This is a genomic window from Amycolatopsis sp. CA-128772, from assembly GCF_002904295.1.
GTDB lineage: Bacteria > Actinomycetota > Actinomycetes > Mycobacteriales > Pseudonocardiaceae > Amycolatopsis.
This window is the reverse complement of record NZ_PPHG01000022.1, coordinates 38,164-52,530: the sequence shown is the minus strand read 5'-3', so window position 1 is coordinate 52,530 and position 14,367 is coordinate 38,164. Positions and strand designations below refer to the sequence as shown.

At 73.9% G+C, this 14,367-nt stretch carries 15 protein-coding genes; 8 read left to right on the top strand and 7 right to left on the bottom strand.

Annotated features, from left to right (window positions below):
• Positions 1-229 precede the first annotated feature (229 nt).
• Positions 230-2,356, top strand: coding sequence for a hypothetical protein (locus tag C2L59_RS08820; protein ID WP_233223353.1), 2,127 nt, complete (start codon positions 230-232; stop codon positions 2,354-2,356).
• A gap of 14 nt (positions 2,357-2,370) precedes the next feature.
• Positions 2,371-3,522, top strand: coding sequence for a S8 family serine peptidase (locus C2L59_RS08815; protein ID WP_233223351.1), 1,152 nt, complete (start codon positions 2,371-2,373; stop codon positions 3,520-3,522).
• 36 nt (positions 3,523-3,558) lie between these two features.
• Here C2L59_RS08815 and C2L59_RS08810 read toward each other — a convergent pair whose 3' ends face one another.
• The 5 genes from C2L59_RS08810 to C2L59_RS08790 form a co-directional block, all read right to left on the bottom strand.
• Positions 3,559-4,203 (bottom strand): response regulator transcription factor, encoded by a 645-nt coding sequence (locus C2L59_RS08810; RefSeq protein ID WP_103349015.1) that lies wholly within the window; start codon positions 4,201-4,203, stop codon positions 3,559-3,561.
• Positions 4,204-4,206: 3 nt separating this feature from the next.
• Positions 4,207-4,599, bottom strand: coding sequence for a hypothetical protein (locus tag C2L59_RS08805; protein WP_103349014.1), 393 nt, complete (start codon positions 4,597-4,599; stop codon positions 4,207-4,209).
• Positions 4,600-4,630: 31 nt separating this feature from the next.
• On the bottom strand, positions 4,631-5,827 hold the full coding sequence (locus C2L59_RS08800) for a cytochrome P450 (RefSeq protein WP_103349013.1): 1,197 nt from the start codon (positions 5,825-5,827) through the stop codon (positions 4,631-4,633).
• 398 nt (positions 5,828-6,225) lie between these two features.
• Complete coding sequence (locus C2L59_RS08795) at positions 6,226-7,617, bottom strand: aspartate aminotransferase family protein (protein WP_103349012.1); 1,392 nt, start codon at positions 7,615-7,617, stop codon at positions 6,226-6,228.
• Positions 7,618-7,728: 111 nt separating this feature from the next.
• The gene (locus tag C2L59_RS08790; protein WP_103349186.1) at positions 7,729-8,217 is read right to left on the bottom strand and encodes an Lrp/AsnC family transcriptional regulator; all 489 of its coding nucleotides are present in this window, start codon (positions 8,215-8,217) and stop codon (positions 7,729-7,731) included.
• A gap of 181 nt (positions 8,218-8,398) precedes the next feature.
• Between C2L59_RS08790 and C2L59_RS08785 the strand changes: the two genes are divergently transcribed.
• Positions 8,399-9,769, top strand: coding sequence for an APC family permease (locus tag C2L59_RS08785; RefSeq protein ID WP_103349011.1), 1,371 nt, complete (start codon positions 8,399-8,401; stop codon positions 9,767-9,769).
• On the opposite strand, the gene C2L59_RS08780 is transcribed toward C2L59_RS08785, so the two are convergent.
• Positions 9,766-10,290: a copper resistance CopC family protein gene (locus C2L59_RS08780; RefSeq protein ID WP_103349010.1), complete on the bottom strand. Its 525-nt coding sequence runs from the start codon at positions 10,288-10,290 to the stop codon at positions 9,766-9,768. The genes C2L59_RS08785 and C2L59_RS08780 overlap by 4 nt on opposite strands.
• 125 nt (positions 10,291-10,415) lie before the next feature.
• Between C2L59_RS08780 and C2L59_RS08775 the strand changes: the two genes are divergently transcribed.
• From C2L59_RS08775 to C2L59_RS08755, 5 genes are read left to right on the top strand one after another with little or no spacing between them, the layout of a single operon-like run.
• Positions 10,416-10,883: a hypothetical protein gene (locus C2L59_RS08775; RefSeq protein WP_146060296.1), complete on the top strand. Its 468-nt coding sequence runs from the start codon at positions 10,416-10,418 to the stop codon at positions 10,881-10,883.
• Entirely contained in the window at positions 10,876-12,054 is a 1,179-nt protein-coding gene (locus C2L59_RS08770) for a WXG100 family type VII secretion target (RefSeq protein ID WP_146060295.1), read from the top strand. The genes C2L59_RS08775 and C2L59_RS08770 overlap by 8 nt, the downstream gene beginning before the upstream one ends.
• Positions 12,051-12,335, top strand: coding sequence for a type VII secretion target (locus C2L59_RS08765; protein WP_103349007.1), 285 nt, complete (start codon positions 12,051-12,053; stop codon positions 12,333-12,335). The genes C2L59_RS08770 and C2L59_RS08765 overlap by 4 nt, the downstream gene beginning before the upstream one ends.
• Positions 12,328-13,020, top strand: a complete 693-nt coding sequence (locus C2L59_RS08760) for a hypothetical protein (protein ID WP_103349006.1) — start codon at positions 12,328-12,330, stop codon at positions 13,018-13,020. Before C2L59_RS08765 ends, C2L59_RS08760 begins: the two co-directional genes overlap by 8 nt.
• Complete coding sequence (locus C2L59_RS08755; RefSeq protein WP_103349005.1) at positions 13,017-13,613, top strand: hypothetical protein; 597 nt, start codon at positions 13,017-13,019, stop codon at positions 13,611-13,613. The genes C2L59_RS08760 and C2L59_RS08755 overlap by 4 nt, the downstream gene beginning before the upstream one ends.
• Here the strand turns inward: C2L59_RS08755 and C2L59_RS08750 are convergent.
• On the bottom strand, positions 13,525-14,319 hold the full coding sequence (locus C2L59_RS08750) for a helix-turn-helix transcriptional regulator (protein WP_103349004.1): 795 nt from the start codon (positions 14,317-14,319) through the stop codon (positions 13,525-13,527). The genes C2L59_RS08755 and C2L59_RS08750 overlap by 89 nt on opposite strands.
• Between the last annotated feature and the right edge of the window lie 48 nt (positions 14,320-14,367).

Sequence of the window (14,367 nt, the reverse complement as noted above, 5' to 3'; positions counted from 1 at the left end):
AGGGCCGCCCGCCGCGAGGACGGCGCGGTCGACCACCTAGCAGCAAACCGCTGCTACGGCGCTACGGCCGGCGCAAAGCCCTGTCCCGCAGCGGTTCGGGCCCGCGGCCGATGCTGACTCTCCGTCGTTGCTCCGATCGAGGTAATTCTCGGGAGTTCGAGCACCGTTCTCAACGGTCCGGGCGGCCGGCTCGTCGGAAGTGGTGATCAACCACCACCAGGAGGTGCCAGTGCGAAGAACTCTTTCGGTGTTCGCGGTGCTGCTCGCCGGTTCGGCGGGGCTGACCGGGCTCGCCCCGCCGGCGGCGGTCGCGGCCGGGACGTCGGCGACCGCCACCCTGATCACCGGCGACCGGATCACCGTCCGGACCGCGCCGGACGGCCGCGACACGTTCGAAATCCAGCCGGCCGCGGCCAAGGGCATGGCGCGGGCGCTGGTCCACCTGCGGCTCGGCGGCCGGGACTACGAGGTGCCCGGCACCGCGCTCCCCTACCTCGGGCGCGGGCTCGACCTGAACCTGTTCGACGTCGAGGCACTGCTCGCGGGCGCCGCGAACCCGGCCGACGCCGCGACTTTCGGGGCCGCGCTGGCGAAGCAGTTCAACGAGGACAACGCCCGCGGGCACTTCGGCGGGCAGGGGCTCTTCGCGAACGGGGCGCGGTACGCGCTCGCCGGCGCGCCGCAGCGGGAGGCCGTCCAGCCGCGTTCGGTGATGCGGACGGTGTCCGTCGACGCCACCGACATCGCGGGCGAGCCGGCCGACACCGGCATCGCGTTCCTCTACAACACCGACGACGGCAACACCCTCGCCGCGGACGAGAACTTCAACTACTTCGCCGGGGGAACGGCCAAGTTCAGCGTGCCGGACGGCCACTACAGCGCGCTCGGCGTGTTCTGGACGGCCGACGCCGACGGCAACCCGACCGAACTGCGGTTCAGCGCGCAGCCGGAGTTCGCCGTCAAGGCGGACGCGACCGTCCGGGTCGACGCGAAACGCGCGTCCGCCAAGCTGACCTGGGTGACCCCGCGGCCGGCGCTGCTCGACGACACCGGGTTCCTCTTCCGCCGGGCCGCGAAGACCGGGCCGGCGCTGGTCGTCGACTTCGACGCCGGGCCGGGCGTGCCGATTTCGGTGTCGCCGTCCGCCGTGCCGGTGCGCACCGGGGCCCTGCAGACCTACCCGTACAGCCGGCTGGTGTCCCCGCCCGGACCCGGCACGCCGTACGAATACGTGCTGCAGAAGGCCAGCATCGGCACGATTCCGCAGCAGCGGTACGTGATCACGGCGAAGGACGTCGCCTCGGTGGACGCCACCTACTACAGCGAGTACCGCTCGGCGGGCCTGCGGCAGCGCAGCGGCATGTTCACCTTCGAGGACGGTGGCGGCCGGCCGTCGCACCCGATCGACCTGCCGCGCAAGCAGACCGAGTACGTCTCGGCGGCGCCCGACCTGGTGTGGTTCGGCGGTGTGTCGAAGTACGTGCTGCCCGGGCCGTTCCCCGGCTGGGCCGGCGGCCAGTACGAGGCGTTCCACGGCTACCAGGGCGGTTCGACGGTCACCGAGGGCTGGAACCGCTTCCCGCTGCACCCCGCGGGCGCGGTGGCGCTGCGGACCGACCCGACGGTCTACACCCTCCCGGCCGCGACCCGCGCCGGTGACCTGCTGCGGTTCTCGATCACGCCGTTCAGCGACAACGAGCCGGGCCACACCGGGTTCGGCTACTACGGCGAGTCGCGGGACACCGTCACCGGGCACTACCGGCTCACCCAGGACGGCACCACTCTGGCCGAGGGCACGCCGTCGGGTGGCTTCGAGGTCGCCTTCGAGCGGGAGGCCGGCGCGGCGCCGTCGACGCTCGGGCTCACCGTCGACGCCGGGCGCACCGGGCCGATGTACCACCAGAGCACCGCGAGCCACACCGAGTGGACGTGGCAGTCGCAGCACGTCGAAGGCGCGACGCTGCCGCCGGCGCTGTACTGCGCGCGCGGGGAGAACGGGCCGGACCGCGCGTGTGCGGTCGAGCCGCTGCTGACGCTGCAGTACGCCGTCGGCGGGCTCCGGCCGGACGGGTCCACCCTGAGCGGCCCGCAGAGCCTGGACCTGACGGTGGGGCACCTGCAGCAGAGCGCCGCTTCGCCCGTCACCGGCGCGACCGTGCAGTACTCGACCGACGGCACGACCTGGCTGGACGCGGCCGTCACCGCCCGCGGCAACGGCGTCTTCCACGCGGACTTCCCCGCGACCACGGAGGCGTTCCGCGGCACGGACGTCTCGCTGCGGGTCACGGCGTCCGACGCCGCCGGGGCGACGATCGCCGAGAGCGTCGCGGCCGCCTACCACGTCTACCTGTCCTAAGGGGAAGGTCCACAGTGAACGGAAGAGGGATCGCCGTGCTGGCCGCCGTCGTGGTGGCCGGCACGATCACGCCGGCCGTGGCCGCGGCCGCACCGGTGCCCCGCGCGGCGTGCCCGGAGCCGGCGCCGGGCCAGGTGCGCTGCCTGACCACGTACTCCTCCCCCATGGTTCGCGCGCGGGCGGACGGCCCGGCCGGCTGGGGCGCCGACGACCTCGCGTCGGCGTACCGGCTGCCCGGCCAGGCGGGGCCGGACACCGTCGTCGGCATCTCGATCGCCTACGACGCGCCGAACCTGGAGGCCGACCTGGCCACCTACCGGGCGCAGTACGGCCTGCCGCCGTGCACGAGCGCGAACGGCTGCTTCCGCAAGGTGAACCAGCAGGGCGCGGCGGCCCCGCTGCCGCCGGCCAGCTTCGGCTGGGGCCTTGAGTCCACTCTGGACGTCTCGATGGTGTCGGCGGCGTGCCCGTCCTGCCGGATCCTCGTCGTGGAGGGCAGTTCGCCGGGGTTCGCCGACCTCGCCGAGACGGAGGACACCGCGGTGCGGCTGGGCGCGAAGGTGGTGTCGAACAGCTACGGCGCCCGGGAAGGCGGTGCACCGCTGGCGTTCGCGAGCCACTACCAGCACCCGGGCGTGACGGTGGTGGCCTCTTCGGGCGACAGCGGCTTCACGGCGGCGAGCTACCCGGCGGTGCTGGCCTCGACGGTCGCGGTCGGCGGCACGTCGCTGGCCCGTGACCCGGATTCGCCGCGCGGCTGGGCGGAATCGGCGTGGCAGTACGGCGGCAGCGGCTGTTCGGCGTACATCGCCAAACCGAAGTGGCAGAAGGACACCCACTGCGGCAAGCGGACCGTCGCCGACGTGGCGGCGGTCGCCGACAGCCTGGCCGTCCACAACACCGACGTGGGCGGCTGGCTGCCGGTGAACGGCACGAGTGCTTCGGCGCCGTTCGTGGCGGGCCTGTACGGCCGATCGGGCCGGGCGGGCACGGCCCAGCCGGCCGGGGTGTACGCGAACGCGGCCCGGTTCGTGGACGTCACCACGGGCGACAACGATCCTTCGGGCGCCGGCAAGAAGTGCGGCGGCGACTACCTGTGCGTCGCGGGTCCGGGCTACGACGCCCCCACCGGCGTGGGGGTGCCGGACGGCTTGAGCGGCTTCTGAGGGCTCCGGGGTGACCGGCTGCCGGCGCCGGTCACCTCAGCCCGGGCCGGGGCGGCAGAGCCCGCGCTCGTACGCCAGCAGCCCGGCGCCGGTCCGGTGCGCACAGCCGAGCTTGCGCACCACGCGGGCCACGCATTCGCGCACGACCGGCTCCGGCAGCCCCAGCCGGTGCGCGATTTCGGCGTCGGTCAACGCCGCACCGAGGCCGGCGAGCACGTCGGTCTCGCGGGCCGACAGGCGGTCCACCTGCGCGAGCCGGTCGTCGCGGGGACCGGACAGGCGGGTGGCCGCCGACAGCAGGCGGCGGGCGGCGTCCGTCGACAGCACGACGTGACCGTCGGCGGCCAGGCGGACGACCTTGATCAGGTCGTTGCGGCGGGCGGACCGCAGCAGGAAACCCGAGGCGCCGTCGCGCAGCGCCCGCAGGATGGCCGCGTCCGAGTCGAACGTGGCCAGGGCCACCACCGCCGGGCGCCGGGGCAGGGCGCCGGGCCACGGCAGGCGCAGGTCCAGCAGCAGCACGTCGGGCAGCCGGCGCCGGAGGGTGACGCGGGCCGCCGTCGCGTCGGGGGCCGAGCCGATCACCTCGATGCCGTCGGCCGCGTCGAGGATCGAGCTCAGGCGGGCGCGCACCGCCGCGTCGCGCTCGGCCACCAGGACCCGGACCGGCGGTGCGAGCACGGATCAGTCCTTGGCCCGCAGGCGGATCAGCGGCAGGTCGGCCTTCGACGCGCCGACGAGGTCGCGGCCGCCCGGCCCGCGCAGCCGCAGCTCGCGGAAGCGCACCGAGGACAGCTGCGCGGCTTCGATCGGGTAGACGTCGCCGTAGCGCCGGATCTTGTCGACCAGCTCCTTGCCGAGCAGCTCGACGAGGCCCGCGTGCCGGGTCGCGCCGCCTCCGCCCAGCGGCACGTCCAGCTGCGCGCGGACCTCGGGGAACCGCTGATCCAGCTCGACGGCCAGCTGGTGGATGGTGATGTAGGCGCGGCCGAACTCCCCGGCGTCGGGGCCCGGCGGGATCTCCGTCAGCACCTTGACGAGCTTGTCGTCCATCCCGAGCTTGTCCCACAGGGTCACGTCTTTTCCTCCACATGCGGCCGCCGTTGGTCTACCAGAGGACCGGCACGCGGTCCACTCCCCCGGTGACACGGTTCGTCCGGATCCGGAGTTCATCGAGGCCGACGGCCAGGCGCAGGCCGGGGAACCGCCGGAACAGCGAGCCGAACACGACGCGCAGTTCGGTGCGGGCCAGGCTGGCGCCGATGCAGAACCAGCCGCCGTAGGCGAAGGAGACGTGCGCATTCGGCTTGCGCCCGGGGTCGAAGGCCGCGGGATCGGGGAACACGGCCCCGTCCCGGTTCGCGGCGGCGATCGACAGGACGAGCGCGTCGCCGCGCGCGATCGCCACCCCGCCGAGCTCGACGTCGTCGTGGGCGTACCGCAGCACCCCGAGCCCGCTCGGCGCGGACAGCCGCAGGATTTCCTCGACGACGCCGTGTACGCGGCCCTCGGGGTCGGCGGCCAGCGCGTCCCGCCGGGCGAGGTCGGAGAGCAGGAAGAGGGCGCCGAGGTCGATCCGGTTGGAGGTGGTTTCGTGGCCGGCGAACAACAGGCCGGCGGCGAGCCGCGCGAGGTCGTCGTCACCGAAGGCGGGATCGCCGGCCTGCGCGCGCACCATGTCGGAGACGACGTCCTGCCCGGGGTTGCGCCGCTTGGCGTCGGCGAGCCGGCTCATGTAGCCGGCGAACTCCTCGAGCGCCGCGTTCGAGGCGTCACCGATGTCCATCCGGCCCATCCGGTCCGACAGCACCCGGAACGTCTCGCGGTCTTCGTACGGGACGCCGAGCAGCTCGCAGATGACCAGCACGGGCAGCGGGAAGGAGAGGTGTTCGTGCAGGTCGACAACCTCGCCACCGCGCCCGGCGCGGTCCATGGCGTCGAAGCAGCCGTCGGCGAGCTCCTGCACGTGCCCGGCGAGCCGCCGGATCCGGTTGGCGGAGAAGGCGGGCACGAGCAGCCGCCGCATCCGGGCGTGCTCGCTGTGCTCGGTCTCGTGGTCCCCCTGCGGCCGGCTGAGGAAGGCGGCGTCCGAAAGCGCGGACGCCTCCTCGGGCGCGGGGTGCGACCGCCCGAACCGCGGATCGGTGAAGACACCCCGCACCTCGTCGAACCCGGTGACGAGCCACGCCGGATCCCCGGCGGGCGTGGTGACGGCGACCACCGGTCCCTGCCGCCGGAGCACCTCGAAGAGCGGAGCGATCTCGAGCACGTTCGGCCGATCGAACGGCAGGCGCAGGGCGGTCATCGGGTCTCCTCCCGGAAGACACGGCACGGCCGGCACGAACCCGGGCGGCCCGGTCACCGGCCATTCCCCCCGGTCCCCCGCACTCCACGGTACGCAGCGGAGCCGCCTGTGGGGAGGGAAAAGGAGGTCCTCGCCCGATCGGGTCAGCGTGCCTGCCCGGGCGGGCGGGAAGTGTCGGTGCCGCGGGGTAGCGTGGATTCCGGGGGCCGGAGGCCACCCAGCGGTCCCCTTCCTCAGGCACGGCTTCACAGACGCAGCCTCCGCGAACGGCCGGCGTTCCGCGGCCGCAGCGAGGCAACGGCTACGCACGATCCCCGCGCCGCGGCACCCCGTCACAACCGCCGCGCCCCCGCTACGCACGACCCGCCGCAGGCAACCCGCCCTCCGCGACCACCCCGCTAAAGCAGCTGCCACGCCCGCGTCAGCGTGTCCCGCAAAATCTGCTCCATCTCGTCGAACTCCCGCTGATCACAGACCAACGGCGGCGACAGCTGCACCACCGGCTCGGCCCGGTCGTCCGCGCGGCAGTACAGCCCCGCCTCGAACAGCGCCTCCGACAGGAACCCCCGCAGCACCCGCTCGGACTCCGCCGCGCTGAACGTCTCCTTCGTCGCCTTGTCCTTCACCAGCTCGATGCCGTAGAAGAACCCCGCGCCCCGGACGTCGCCCACGATCGGGAGGTCCGTCAGCTTGTCCAAAGTGGACCGGAAGGCCGGCTCGCGGCGGAGGACGTGCCCGTAGAGGTCTTCGCGCTCCATCAGGTCCAGGTTCGCCAGCGCCACCGCGCACGACACCGGGTGGCCGCCGTACGTCGAGCCGTGCATGAAGGTGGTTTCGCCGTGGGTGAACGGCTCCATCAGGCGCTCCGAAGCCAGCACCGCGCCCAGGGGTGCGTAGCCCGACGTCAGCCCCTTCGCCGTCGTGATGATGTCCGGCTGATAGCCGTAGCGCTTCGCCGCGAAGTCGTGGCCGAGCCGGCCGAACGCGCAGATCACCTCGTCGGACACCAGCAGGACGTCGTGCTTGTCGCAGATCTCGCGTACCCGCGCGAAATAGCCCGGTGGCGGCACGAAACAGCCGCCGGTGTTCTGGACCGGCTCGAGGAACACCGCCGCGACCGTGTCCGCGCCCTCGAACTCGATGGCCTGCTCGATCCGGTCCGCAGCCCAGCGGCCGTACTCCTGGTAGTCGTCGGCGTGCTCCGGGGCGCGGTAGAAGTTCGTGTTCGGGACGCGCAGCGTGCTCGGCACCAGCGGCTCGAAGTCCGCCTTCGCGCCCGGGATGCCGGTGATCGACAGCGCTCCCTGCGACGTCCCGTGGTAGGCCAGCGCGCGGCTGATCACCTTGTGCTTGCCCGGTTTCCCGGTCAGCTTGAAGTACTGCTTCGCCAGCTTCCACGCCGTCTCGACGGATTCGCCGCCGCTCACCGTGAAGAACACGCGGTTCAGGTCGCCCGGCGCCGCCGAAGCGAGCCGCGAAGCCAGCTCGATCGCCGTCGGGTGCGCGTGGCCCCAAAGCGGGAAGTACGCGAGCTGCTTCGTCTGCCGCGCGGCGGCCTCGGCGAGCTCCTCGCGGCCGTGGCCGACCTGGACCGCGAACAGCCCGGCGAGCCCGTCCAGGTAGCGCTTCCCGCGGGCGTCCCAGATGTACGGGCCTTCGCCGCGCACGATCACCGGGACGTCGGTCTCGTCGTAGGCCGAGTGGCGGGTGAAGTGCATCCAGAGGTTGCTGCGGGCCGCCCGGGCGAGGCTCGAGGCGTCGGCGGAGGCGCGGTCGGCGGTGGTGGTCATGCCTCGGTTATCGCACGCCTCAGCATCGAGGCGCAAGCGATTCAGTCGTCTAGCCGAACTTGGACGACTAATCCATGGTCAACTACCGGCCACAGCCTTCGGATTCAGTCGTCACGTTCCGCGCGTGCCCCACTGGTACGTCTGCTTCCGCAGCTTGAGGTAGACCATCACCTCCGCGTGCCGGACGCCCGGCAGCGCGCGGATCCGCGTCGAGATCAGCTGCAGCAGCGCCTCGTCGTCCGCGCAGACGGCCTCGCACAGCAGGTCGTAGCGCCCGGCGCAGAGGATCACGTAGGCGATTTCGTCCATTCCGGCCAGTGCGTCGCCGACCGGTTCGAGCGGGCCGTCGACGGTGATCGCGATCATCGCCTGCCGGAACAGCCCGACCTGCAAGGGATCCGAGACGGCGACGATCTGGATGACACCGGAGTCCGACAGCCGCTGCACCCGCTGCCGGACCGCCGCTTCCGACAGGCCGACCGCCTTGCCGATGGTCGCGTACGCCCGCCGCCCGTCCTCCTGCAGCTGCGCGATGATCTGCCGCGAAATGTCGTCGAGCACCGGCGGGGCGGGTCGGCCGGTGGTGTCCTGGCTGCTCACGCCCGGGATCATCCCCGACGCGGGCGACGCCAGGCAAACCCGGTGCGCCGTGACCGTAGGTGACTGAATCCGAATGTCCAAGGCGGACACCGCAACGGATTTAGTCGTCATCCGGCCGTTGACAAGCCCGAATCGGTGCTGTTCCATCCGTCGCACCCTGCTCCCGGCCGGAGGGAACGCCATGCCCCGCACTCCCGCCCCGCCCGACGTCGCGGCCGCCGCCGCGAAGAAGACCCGCACGCTCACCCGGTCCATCGGCGTCGGCGGCGGCACGCTCCTCACGCTCAGCTGCGTGACGCCGGCGTCGTCGCTGTTCGTCCTGGTGCCCCCGCTGTTCGCCGACCTCGGCACCGGCACCGCGCTCGCCATCGGCCTCGCCGTGCTGCTGTGCGTCGGGATCGCCTTCTGCTACTCCGAACTCGGCACGCTGGTGCCGAGCGCCGGCGGCGAGTACGCGATGGTCACGACGGTGGCGAACCGGTTCGCCGGCTGGCTGACGTTCATGCTCTCGTTCGTCGTCATCCTCGTCGTGCCGCCGATCATCGCGATCGGCGTCGCCGACTACCTCGCTGCCGTCGCCGACGTCAGCCCGTCGGTCGCGGGCGCGCTCGTGATGCTCGCTTCGACCGTGATGGGCCTGCTGAACCTGCGGTCCAACGCCTGGATCACCGGGATCTTCCTGGTCATCGAGATCGTCGCGATCTTCGTCGTGTCGCTGCTGGGCTTCACGCACACCACGCAGAGCCCGGCCGTGCTGCTGAAGCCGAACCTCGGCCCGAACGGGATCGGGCTGATCGCCGTCGTCGCCGGGCTCGCCGTCGCGTTGTTCGTGGTGCAGGGGTTCAGCACGGCCGTCTACCTCGCCGAGGAGATGCGCGAGCCGCGCCGGACGGTCGCGCGGACGGTGTTCTGGACGCTCGGGATCAGCGCCGTGGTCATCCTGGTGCCGGTCGTGGCCGTCACCCTGGCCGTGCCGGACACCGCCGCGCTCGCCGGCGTCGACCTCTCCGCGCTGGTCACCGGCTGGAGCACGAGCGCCGTCGGGGTGGCGATCAGCCTCTGCATCGCGGCCGCGATCGTCAACGCCGTGATCGTCATGGTCATCCAGAACTCGCGGGTGCTCTACGCCTCGGCCCGCGACCAGGCCTGGCCGGCGCCGGTGAACCGCGCGATGAGCGTGGTGAGCGGGCGGTTCGGCTCGCCGTGGGTCGCGACACTGGTGACGGGCTCGTCCGAGGCCGTCCTCTGCTTCGTGCCGGTGGACACGCTCAGCGGCGTCACCGGGGTCGCCGTCGTCGCGCTCTACCTCAGCGTCGCCGCCGCCACGTTGCGGGCGCGCCGGGCGGCGCACCGGAAGCCGGCCGTGTGGCGGATGCCGGCGTGGCCGTTCGTACCGGTGCTCGCCGTCGCCGCGCTGGCCTACGTCCTGGTCGAGCAGAGCGCGCTCGACCTCGGGATCACCGCCGGCGTGCTGGTGGTGTCGGCGCTGTACTGGTGGGGCTACCTGCGCCGGCGGCCCGGGCGCTGGGTGGTGACGGTCCCGCAGGACTAGCGGCGGCCCCGCAGCTGCCGGACGCCGACGACGATCACCGCGAGCAGCCCGGCGATCGCGACCAGCGCCCAGATCCAGGCCGGGATGCCGACGGAGTCGAGCGTCGGGGTGGGCGCCGCCGAACCGGACGCGGCCGGCGGCGCCGCCGAAGCCGCCCCGGTGAGGGTGAAGTGCACGGTGCCGGTGACGTTGTCGCCGTCCTTCGCGACGACCTGCCAGGTCAGCGTGTAGGCCTGGGCGGTGCCGGACGGCGTCACCGGGACCGTCACGACCCCGCCGTCGACCGTCGCGGCGCCGATCTGCCAGGCGGTGCCGTCGCGGCCGGTGACCTTGACCGGGTCCGGCGGCAGCGTCACCGGCTCGCCGAAGGTCAGCTGGACCTGCGCCGGCGCGGTCGCGAGCGAGGCGCCCTCCGCAGGTGAGCTGGACTCGAGCTCGGTGTGGGCGGAGGCCGGCCCGGCGAGCACGACCAGCCCGACGAGGGCGGCGAAAACCGCTCCGGACGCACGACGGGGGATCATCCGGACATCCTGCCCTATCCGCCCGTGCAGTCTTCGTGTCCACCCGTGCAGCCGCGGCGGGGCCGCTTCTCTTCGCGCCGCGCATTGGCCAGGATGGACGCCTGGGTGGCGAGGGAAGGACGTCCATGGCGACAGTGCGCGACGAGTCCGACGCACGGCGGCAGCTGAAGGCGGAGCACCGGCCCGACGTACCCGACGACCCGCGGGAAGGGGCGTCGGACGTCGCGAGGCCGCAGGGCGCCGGTTCGGCCGCGCTGATCGCCGACACCGACGTCCTCGCGCTGGACTACGCCGAGGTCGAAGCGGCCAAGAAGGCGCTGGACGAGCGCTACCAGGAGCTTTCCGGCCACCTCGCGAGCGCCCGCGAGCTGGGCACCCCGCTCGCCGACGGCAAGGGGCCGGTGTCGCACTGGATGCGCAGCTCGTTCGGGCTGCGCGGCGGCGCGGACGCCGGTGGCGTGCAGGCCGCCCTCACGTCGTACCTGGCCGAGCTCGCTTCGCTGCGACAGGCGCTCGAGACCGTCGCCACGACGCACGCGCGCAACGACGACGAGGCCGCCGCGGCCCTGCGGGCGGGTGAGCGCGATGCCTGAGTTCCATTCCACGCACCACCGCCCGACCGCACGGGAGCAGGCTCGCGCGCGGCGCGTCCGCCGTGAGAAGGCGGCCAACGCCCGCGAGGCCGCGTTCGGCCGGATCCACTGGGACAGCTACGACCACCGCGAGCTGTGGGACATGGTGCAGTCGGCGGAGCCACCGAAGCTCGGCGAGCAGGCGCACCGGTGGGCCGAGCTCGCGAAGGGTGTCGACACGGCGACCGGCGACGTCCACGCGCTGGTGCAGAAGCTGCTGCTGTCGTGGCGCGGCCCGTCCGCGGCGGGCGCCGCCGGCTCGGTCCGGAAGCTGACCACCTGGGCGAGCACGGCGAGCGAGAACGCGCGGCAGATCGGCGACGGCCTCGACACGTACACGGCGGCGATCGGCGAGGCCCGGCGGAAGATGCCGGAACCCGTGCACTACTGGGCGGAACGGTGGTTCCGCGAGGGGTACGCGGTCAAGCGCCTCGACGGGCCCGAGGGCACGTACCTGCTGGACGACCTGCTCGACGACCAGCTGCCGACCCGCCAGCAGGCGGCCGACGCGAAGGCCGAAGCCGTCCGGGTGATGGAGCAGTACGAGAGCGCGAGCCACGACGTCCGCCACCGGCTGCCCCCGGTGTTCGACACCGCGCCGGCGGTGAGCGCGGCGGACCCGGGGGTCGCGGTCACGCCGTCCGGGCCGGGTTCCGACCCCGGTGGCGGCCCGGGTTCCGATCCGGGTTCTGGTCCGGGTCTCGATCCGCCGTTCGTCGATCGGGCGCCCGGCGACTCGACCTCGACCGCCTCGGTGGTGCCCGGCACGGCGCTGTCCGGCGCCGGCACGGTGACCGGCGCCGGCCTGCCGGTGGGTCTTGACGGGGTGATCGGCACGGCGGGTGGCACCGGGCTTTCGGGGTCGGGGTGGGGCGGCGTACCGGCGCCGGGCGTCCCGGGCGCGCTCGGCGAGGGCGCGCGGGCCGGATCGGGCCGGTTCGGAGCGCCGGGGCCGGTTTCCGGTCCCGGCGGCACGGGAGGCGGTCGCGGCCCGGCGGGCGGGTACGGCATGTACCCGCCGGGCCAGGGCGCCCAGCGTGAGGAGGACACCGAGCACCACGACAAGTACGCGTCGGGCTACGACCTGATGGACGACCTGCCGCCCGCGTACCCGCCGGTGTTCGGCGAATGACCGGCTTCGAGGCCGACCCGGCGGCGCTGGAGGCGTTGGCGCGCACCCTGGAGGACACGGCGGAGGAGTACGGCACCGCGGCGGACGAAACCGGCGCTTCGGGCGACCTCGGGCCGGTGGTGTCGGACGTGCTGCGGGCGCTCACGGGCGAGTGGGCGGACCGGATCCGGGCGGTGCGGGCGGACCTCGACGCGACGGCGGCGAGCGTCCGGACCGCGGCGGCGGTCTACCGGACCGGAGACGCGAACGCCGTGGACCAGCTGAGGCGCACCGATGGCTGAGTTCCGCGCCCTCGGTTTCGACCCCGCCCCCGGCAGCCCCGACGCCGTCGCCGAAGCGGCGCGCCGGTGCTCCGCGGCCGCCGCCCGGCTCGGCGACATCCCGCTTCCCGCCCAACTCCCCGGCTGGGCCGGCCCGTCCGCGCAGGCGCTCGCCGAGCGGGCCCGGCGGTCCGCGGCCGGCGTCGCCACCCTGCCGGACTCCCTCCGCGAAGCCGCCGCCGTCCTCGAAGACTGGGCGGGGACCCTGCTCGCCCACCGCCGCCAGGCCGAAGACCTCGACCGCCGGGCCGTGCCGGCCCAGCGGGCCGTCGTCGAGGCCGAAGACGCCGTCGAACAAGCCGAGACGACCGCGCAGTTCTCCCCCGCCACCGCCCCCGAAGCCGCCGCGGCCCGCGCCCGGCTCGCCGACCGGCGCACGGAACTCGACCGCATCCGCCGCGAAGCCCGCGATCTCGAACGCGTCCACACCGCCGAAGCCGCCCGCGTCGCCGGACGGCTCAGGGCCCTCGGGGACGGCGCGCCTTTGCCCAGCGCACCCGCATTCCCCCAGCTCACCACCGCCTTGGCGACGTTCTCGGCCGCCGGGCGCGAGCTGGGCGTGACCGTCGCGCGCACACCCGTCGCCCCGGTGACTCCGCCGTCCGGCGCCGTGGGCGCGTTCACCGCCGCGCTGGGTGGCCGGTGAAACTGCCCGCCGTCCCGGGGATCACCCCGGTCAGCCTGGCCTCCGTCGAGCGCACCACCGCGGAGCTGCACGCGCTCATGGCCCGCCTGCGCGGCCCCGACGCCGCCCGGGACCCCGGGCTGGAAGCGGCCGCCGTGCAGTCCGCAGAAATCGCCCACGACCAGCACGCGGGGCTGCTGGCGCTGGTCGAGCACCGCGACGCCGACCCGGCGCTGCTCATCGCCGGGATCGTCCCCCTGTCCGGTCCGGCCGCCGACGCCGCCGACCTCGGGCACTTCGTCGCCGACACCACGCCGGGCCTGCGCGAGGTGAGCCACGCCCAGACCCGGCGCGGCTACCCGGTGGTGATCGTCGAACGGATCGGGCTGTCCGGCGCGCAGCTGCAGGCCGTCGTGCTCGACCCCGACCGGCCGCGCGCGGCGGTGTTCACCCTGCATTCCCCCGGCGGGCGGGGCTGGCTCGAGGTCGCCGGGCTGGCCGGGACGCTCGTCGCCGGCGTCGACCTCACCCCCGCAGCGCCCGCTCCCGGTATTCGCGCGGGGTCCGGCCGGTCGCCCGGCGGAACGTCCGCGAGAAGTGCGGGGCGCTGGTGAACCCGCAGTCACGCGCGATCTCCGCGATGCCCCGGCCCGCCTTGGCCGGGTCCGCCAGCAGCGCTTTCGCGCGCTCGATCCGCAGTCCCTTGAGCCGTTCCGAGACCCCCTGGCCGTCGTCGAACAGCTGGTACAGCCGCCGGCGCGAGATGTACAGCGCTTCGGCGATGCGGTCCGCCGTCAGCGACTGGTCGGCCAGGTGGGCCCGCATGTACTCCAGCGCTTCGCGGCGCCGGGCGGCGAGCGCGTCGACGCGGTCGAGCTCGGTGCGCAACGCACTGCGCAGCACCAGCTCGGCCAGGCCCAGCAGGTGGTGGGCCAGTCCGTGCGGGTCGAGCCGGGGCCCGGCCGCCAGGACGTGGGCCACCGCGCCGGCGAACAGGGCCCGCAGCGGCGCGTCGACCTCGACCGGCCGGAACATCAGCGGCCGCAGCTCGGCGAACGAAATCGACAGCTTCGCCGCGGCGACGGTCAGCATGACGACCCCGCGGTCCGACGGCAGCAGGTGCAGCGTCGCGTCGGCGAACGTCAGTTTCGCGCCGGATCCGGCGACCGCCCGCGGCACCGGGCAGCGCAGCACCAGCTGGATGCCCTCGGGATCGCGGGCCACGCCGCCGAGGATCGCCGCGCGCGCCGCCGCGGCGCCCGAGGCGCGGACGACGAGGTACCCGCTCGCGGGTACGTCCACCGGGTACGGCTCGGCCATCGGCACCATCGTGCCCGACGCCGGCCGCCCACGACGGGAAGGGGGACC

Excerpts from the sequence above, each read along its gene's own strand:
- C2L59_RS08750 (WP_103349004.1), bottom strand. The coding sequence starts at position 14,319 with ATGGCCGAGCCGTACCCGGTGGACGTACCCGCGAGCGGGTACCTCGTC.
- C2L59_RS08780 (WP_103349010.1), bottom strand. The coding sequence starts at position 10,290 with ATGATCCCCCGTCGTGCGTCCGGAGCGGTTTTCGCCGCCCTCGTCGGG.
- C2L59_RS08785 (WP_103349011.1), top strand. The coding sequence starts at position 8,399 with ATGCCCCGCACTCCCGCCCCGCCCGACGTCGCGGCCGCCGCCGCGAAG.
- C2L59_RS08770 (WP_146060295.1), top strand. The coding sequence starts at position 10,876 with ATGCCTGAGTTCCATTCCACGCACCACCGCCCGACCGCACGGGAGCAG.
- C2L59_RS08800 (WP_103349013.1), bottom strand. The coding sequence starts at position 5,827 with ATGACCGCCCTGCGCCTGCCGTTCGATCGGCCGAACGTGCTCGAGATC.
- C2L59_RS08775 (WP_146060296.1), top strand. The coding sequence starts at position 10,416 with ATGGCGACAGTGCGCGACGAGTCCGACGCACGGCGGCAGCTGAAGGCG.
- C2L59_RS08765 (WP_103349007.1), top strand. The coding sequence starts at position 12,051 with ATGACCGGCTTCGAGGCCGACCCGGCGGCGCTGGAGGCGTTGGCGCGC.
- C2L59_RS08795 (WP_103349012.1), bottom strand. The coding sequence starts at position 7,617 with ATGACCACCACCGCCGACCGCGCCTCCGCCGACGCCTCGAGCCTCGCC.
- C2L59_RS08760 (WP_103349006.1), top strand. The coding sequence starts at position 12,328 with ATGGCTGAGTTCCGCGCCCTCGGTTTCGACCCCGCCCCCGGCAGCCCC.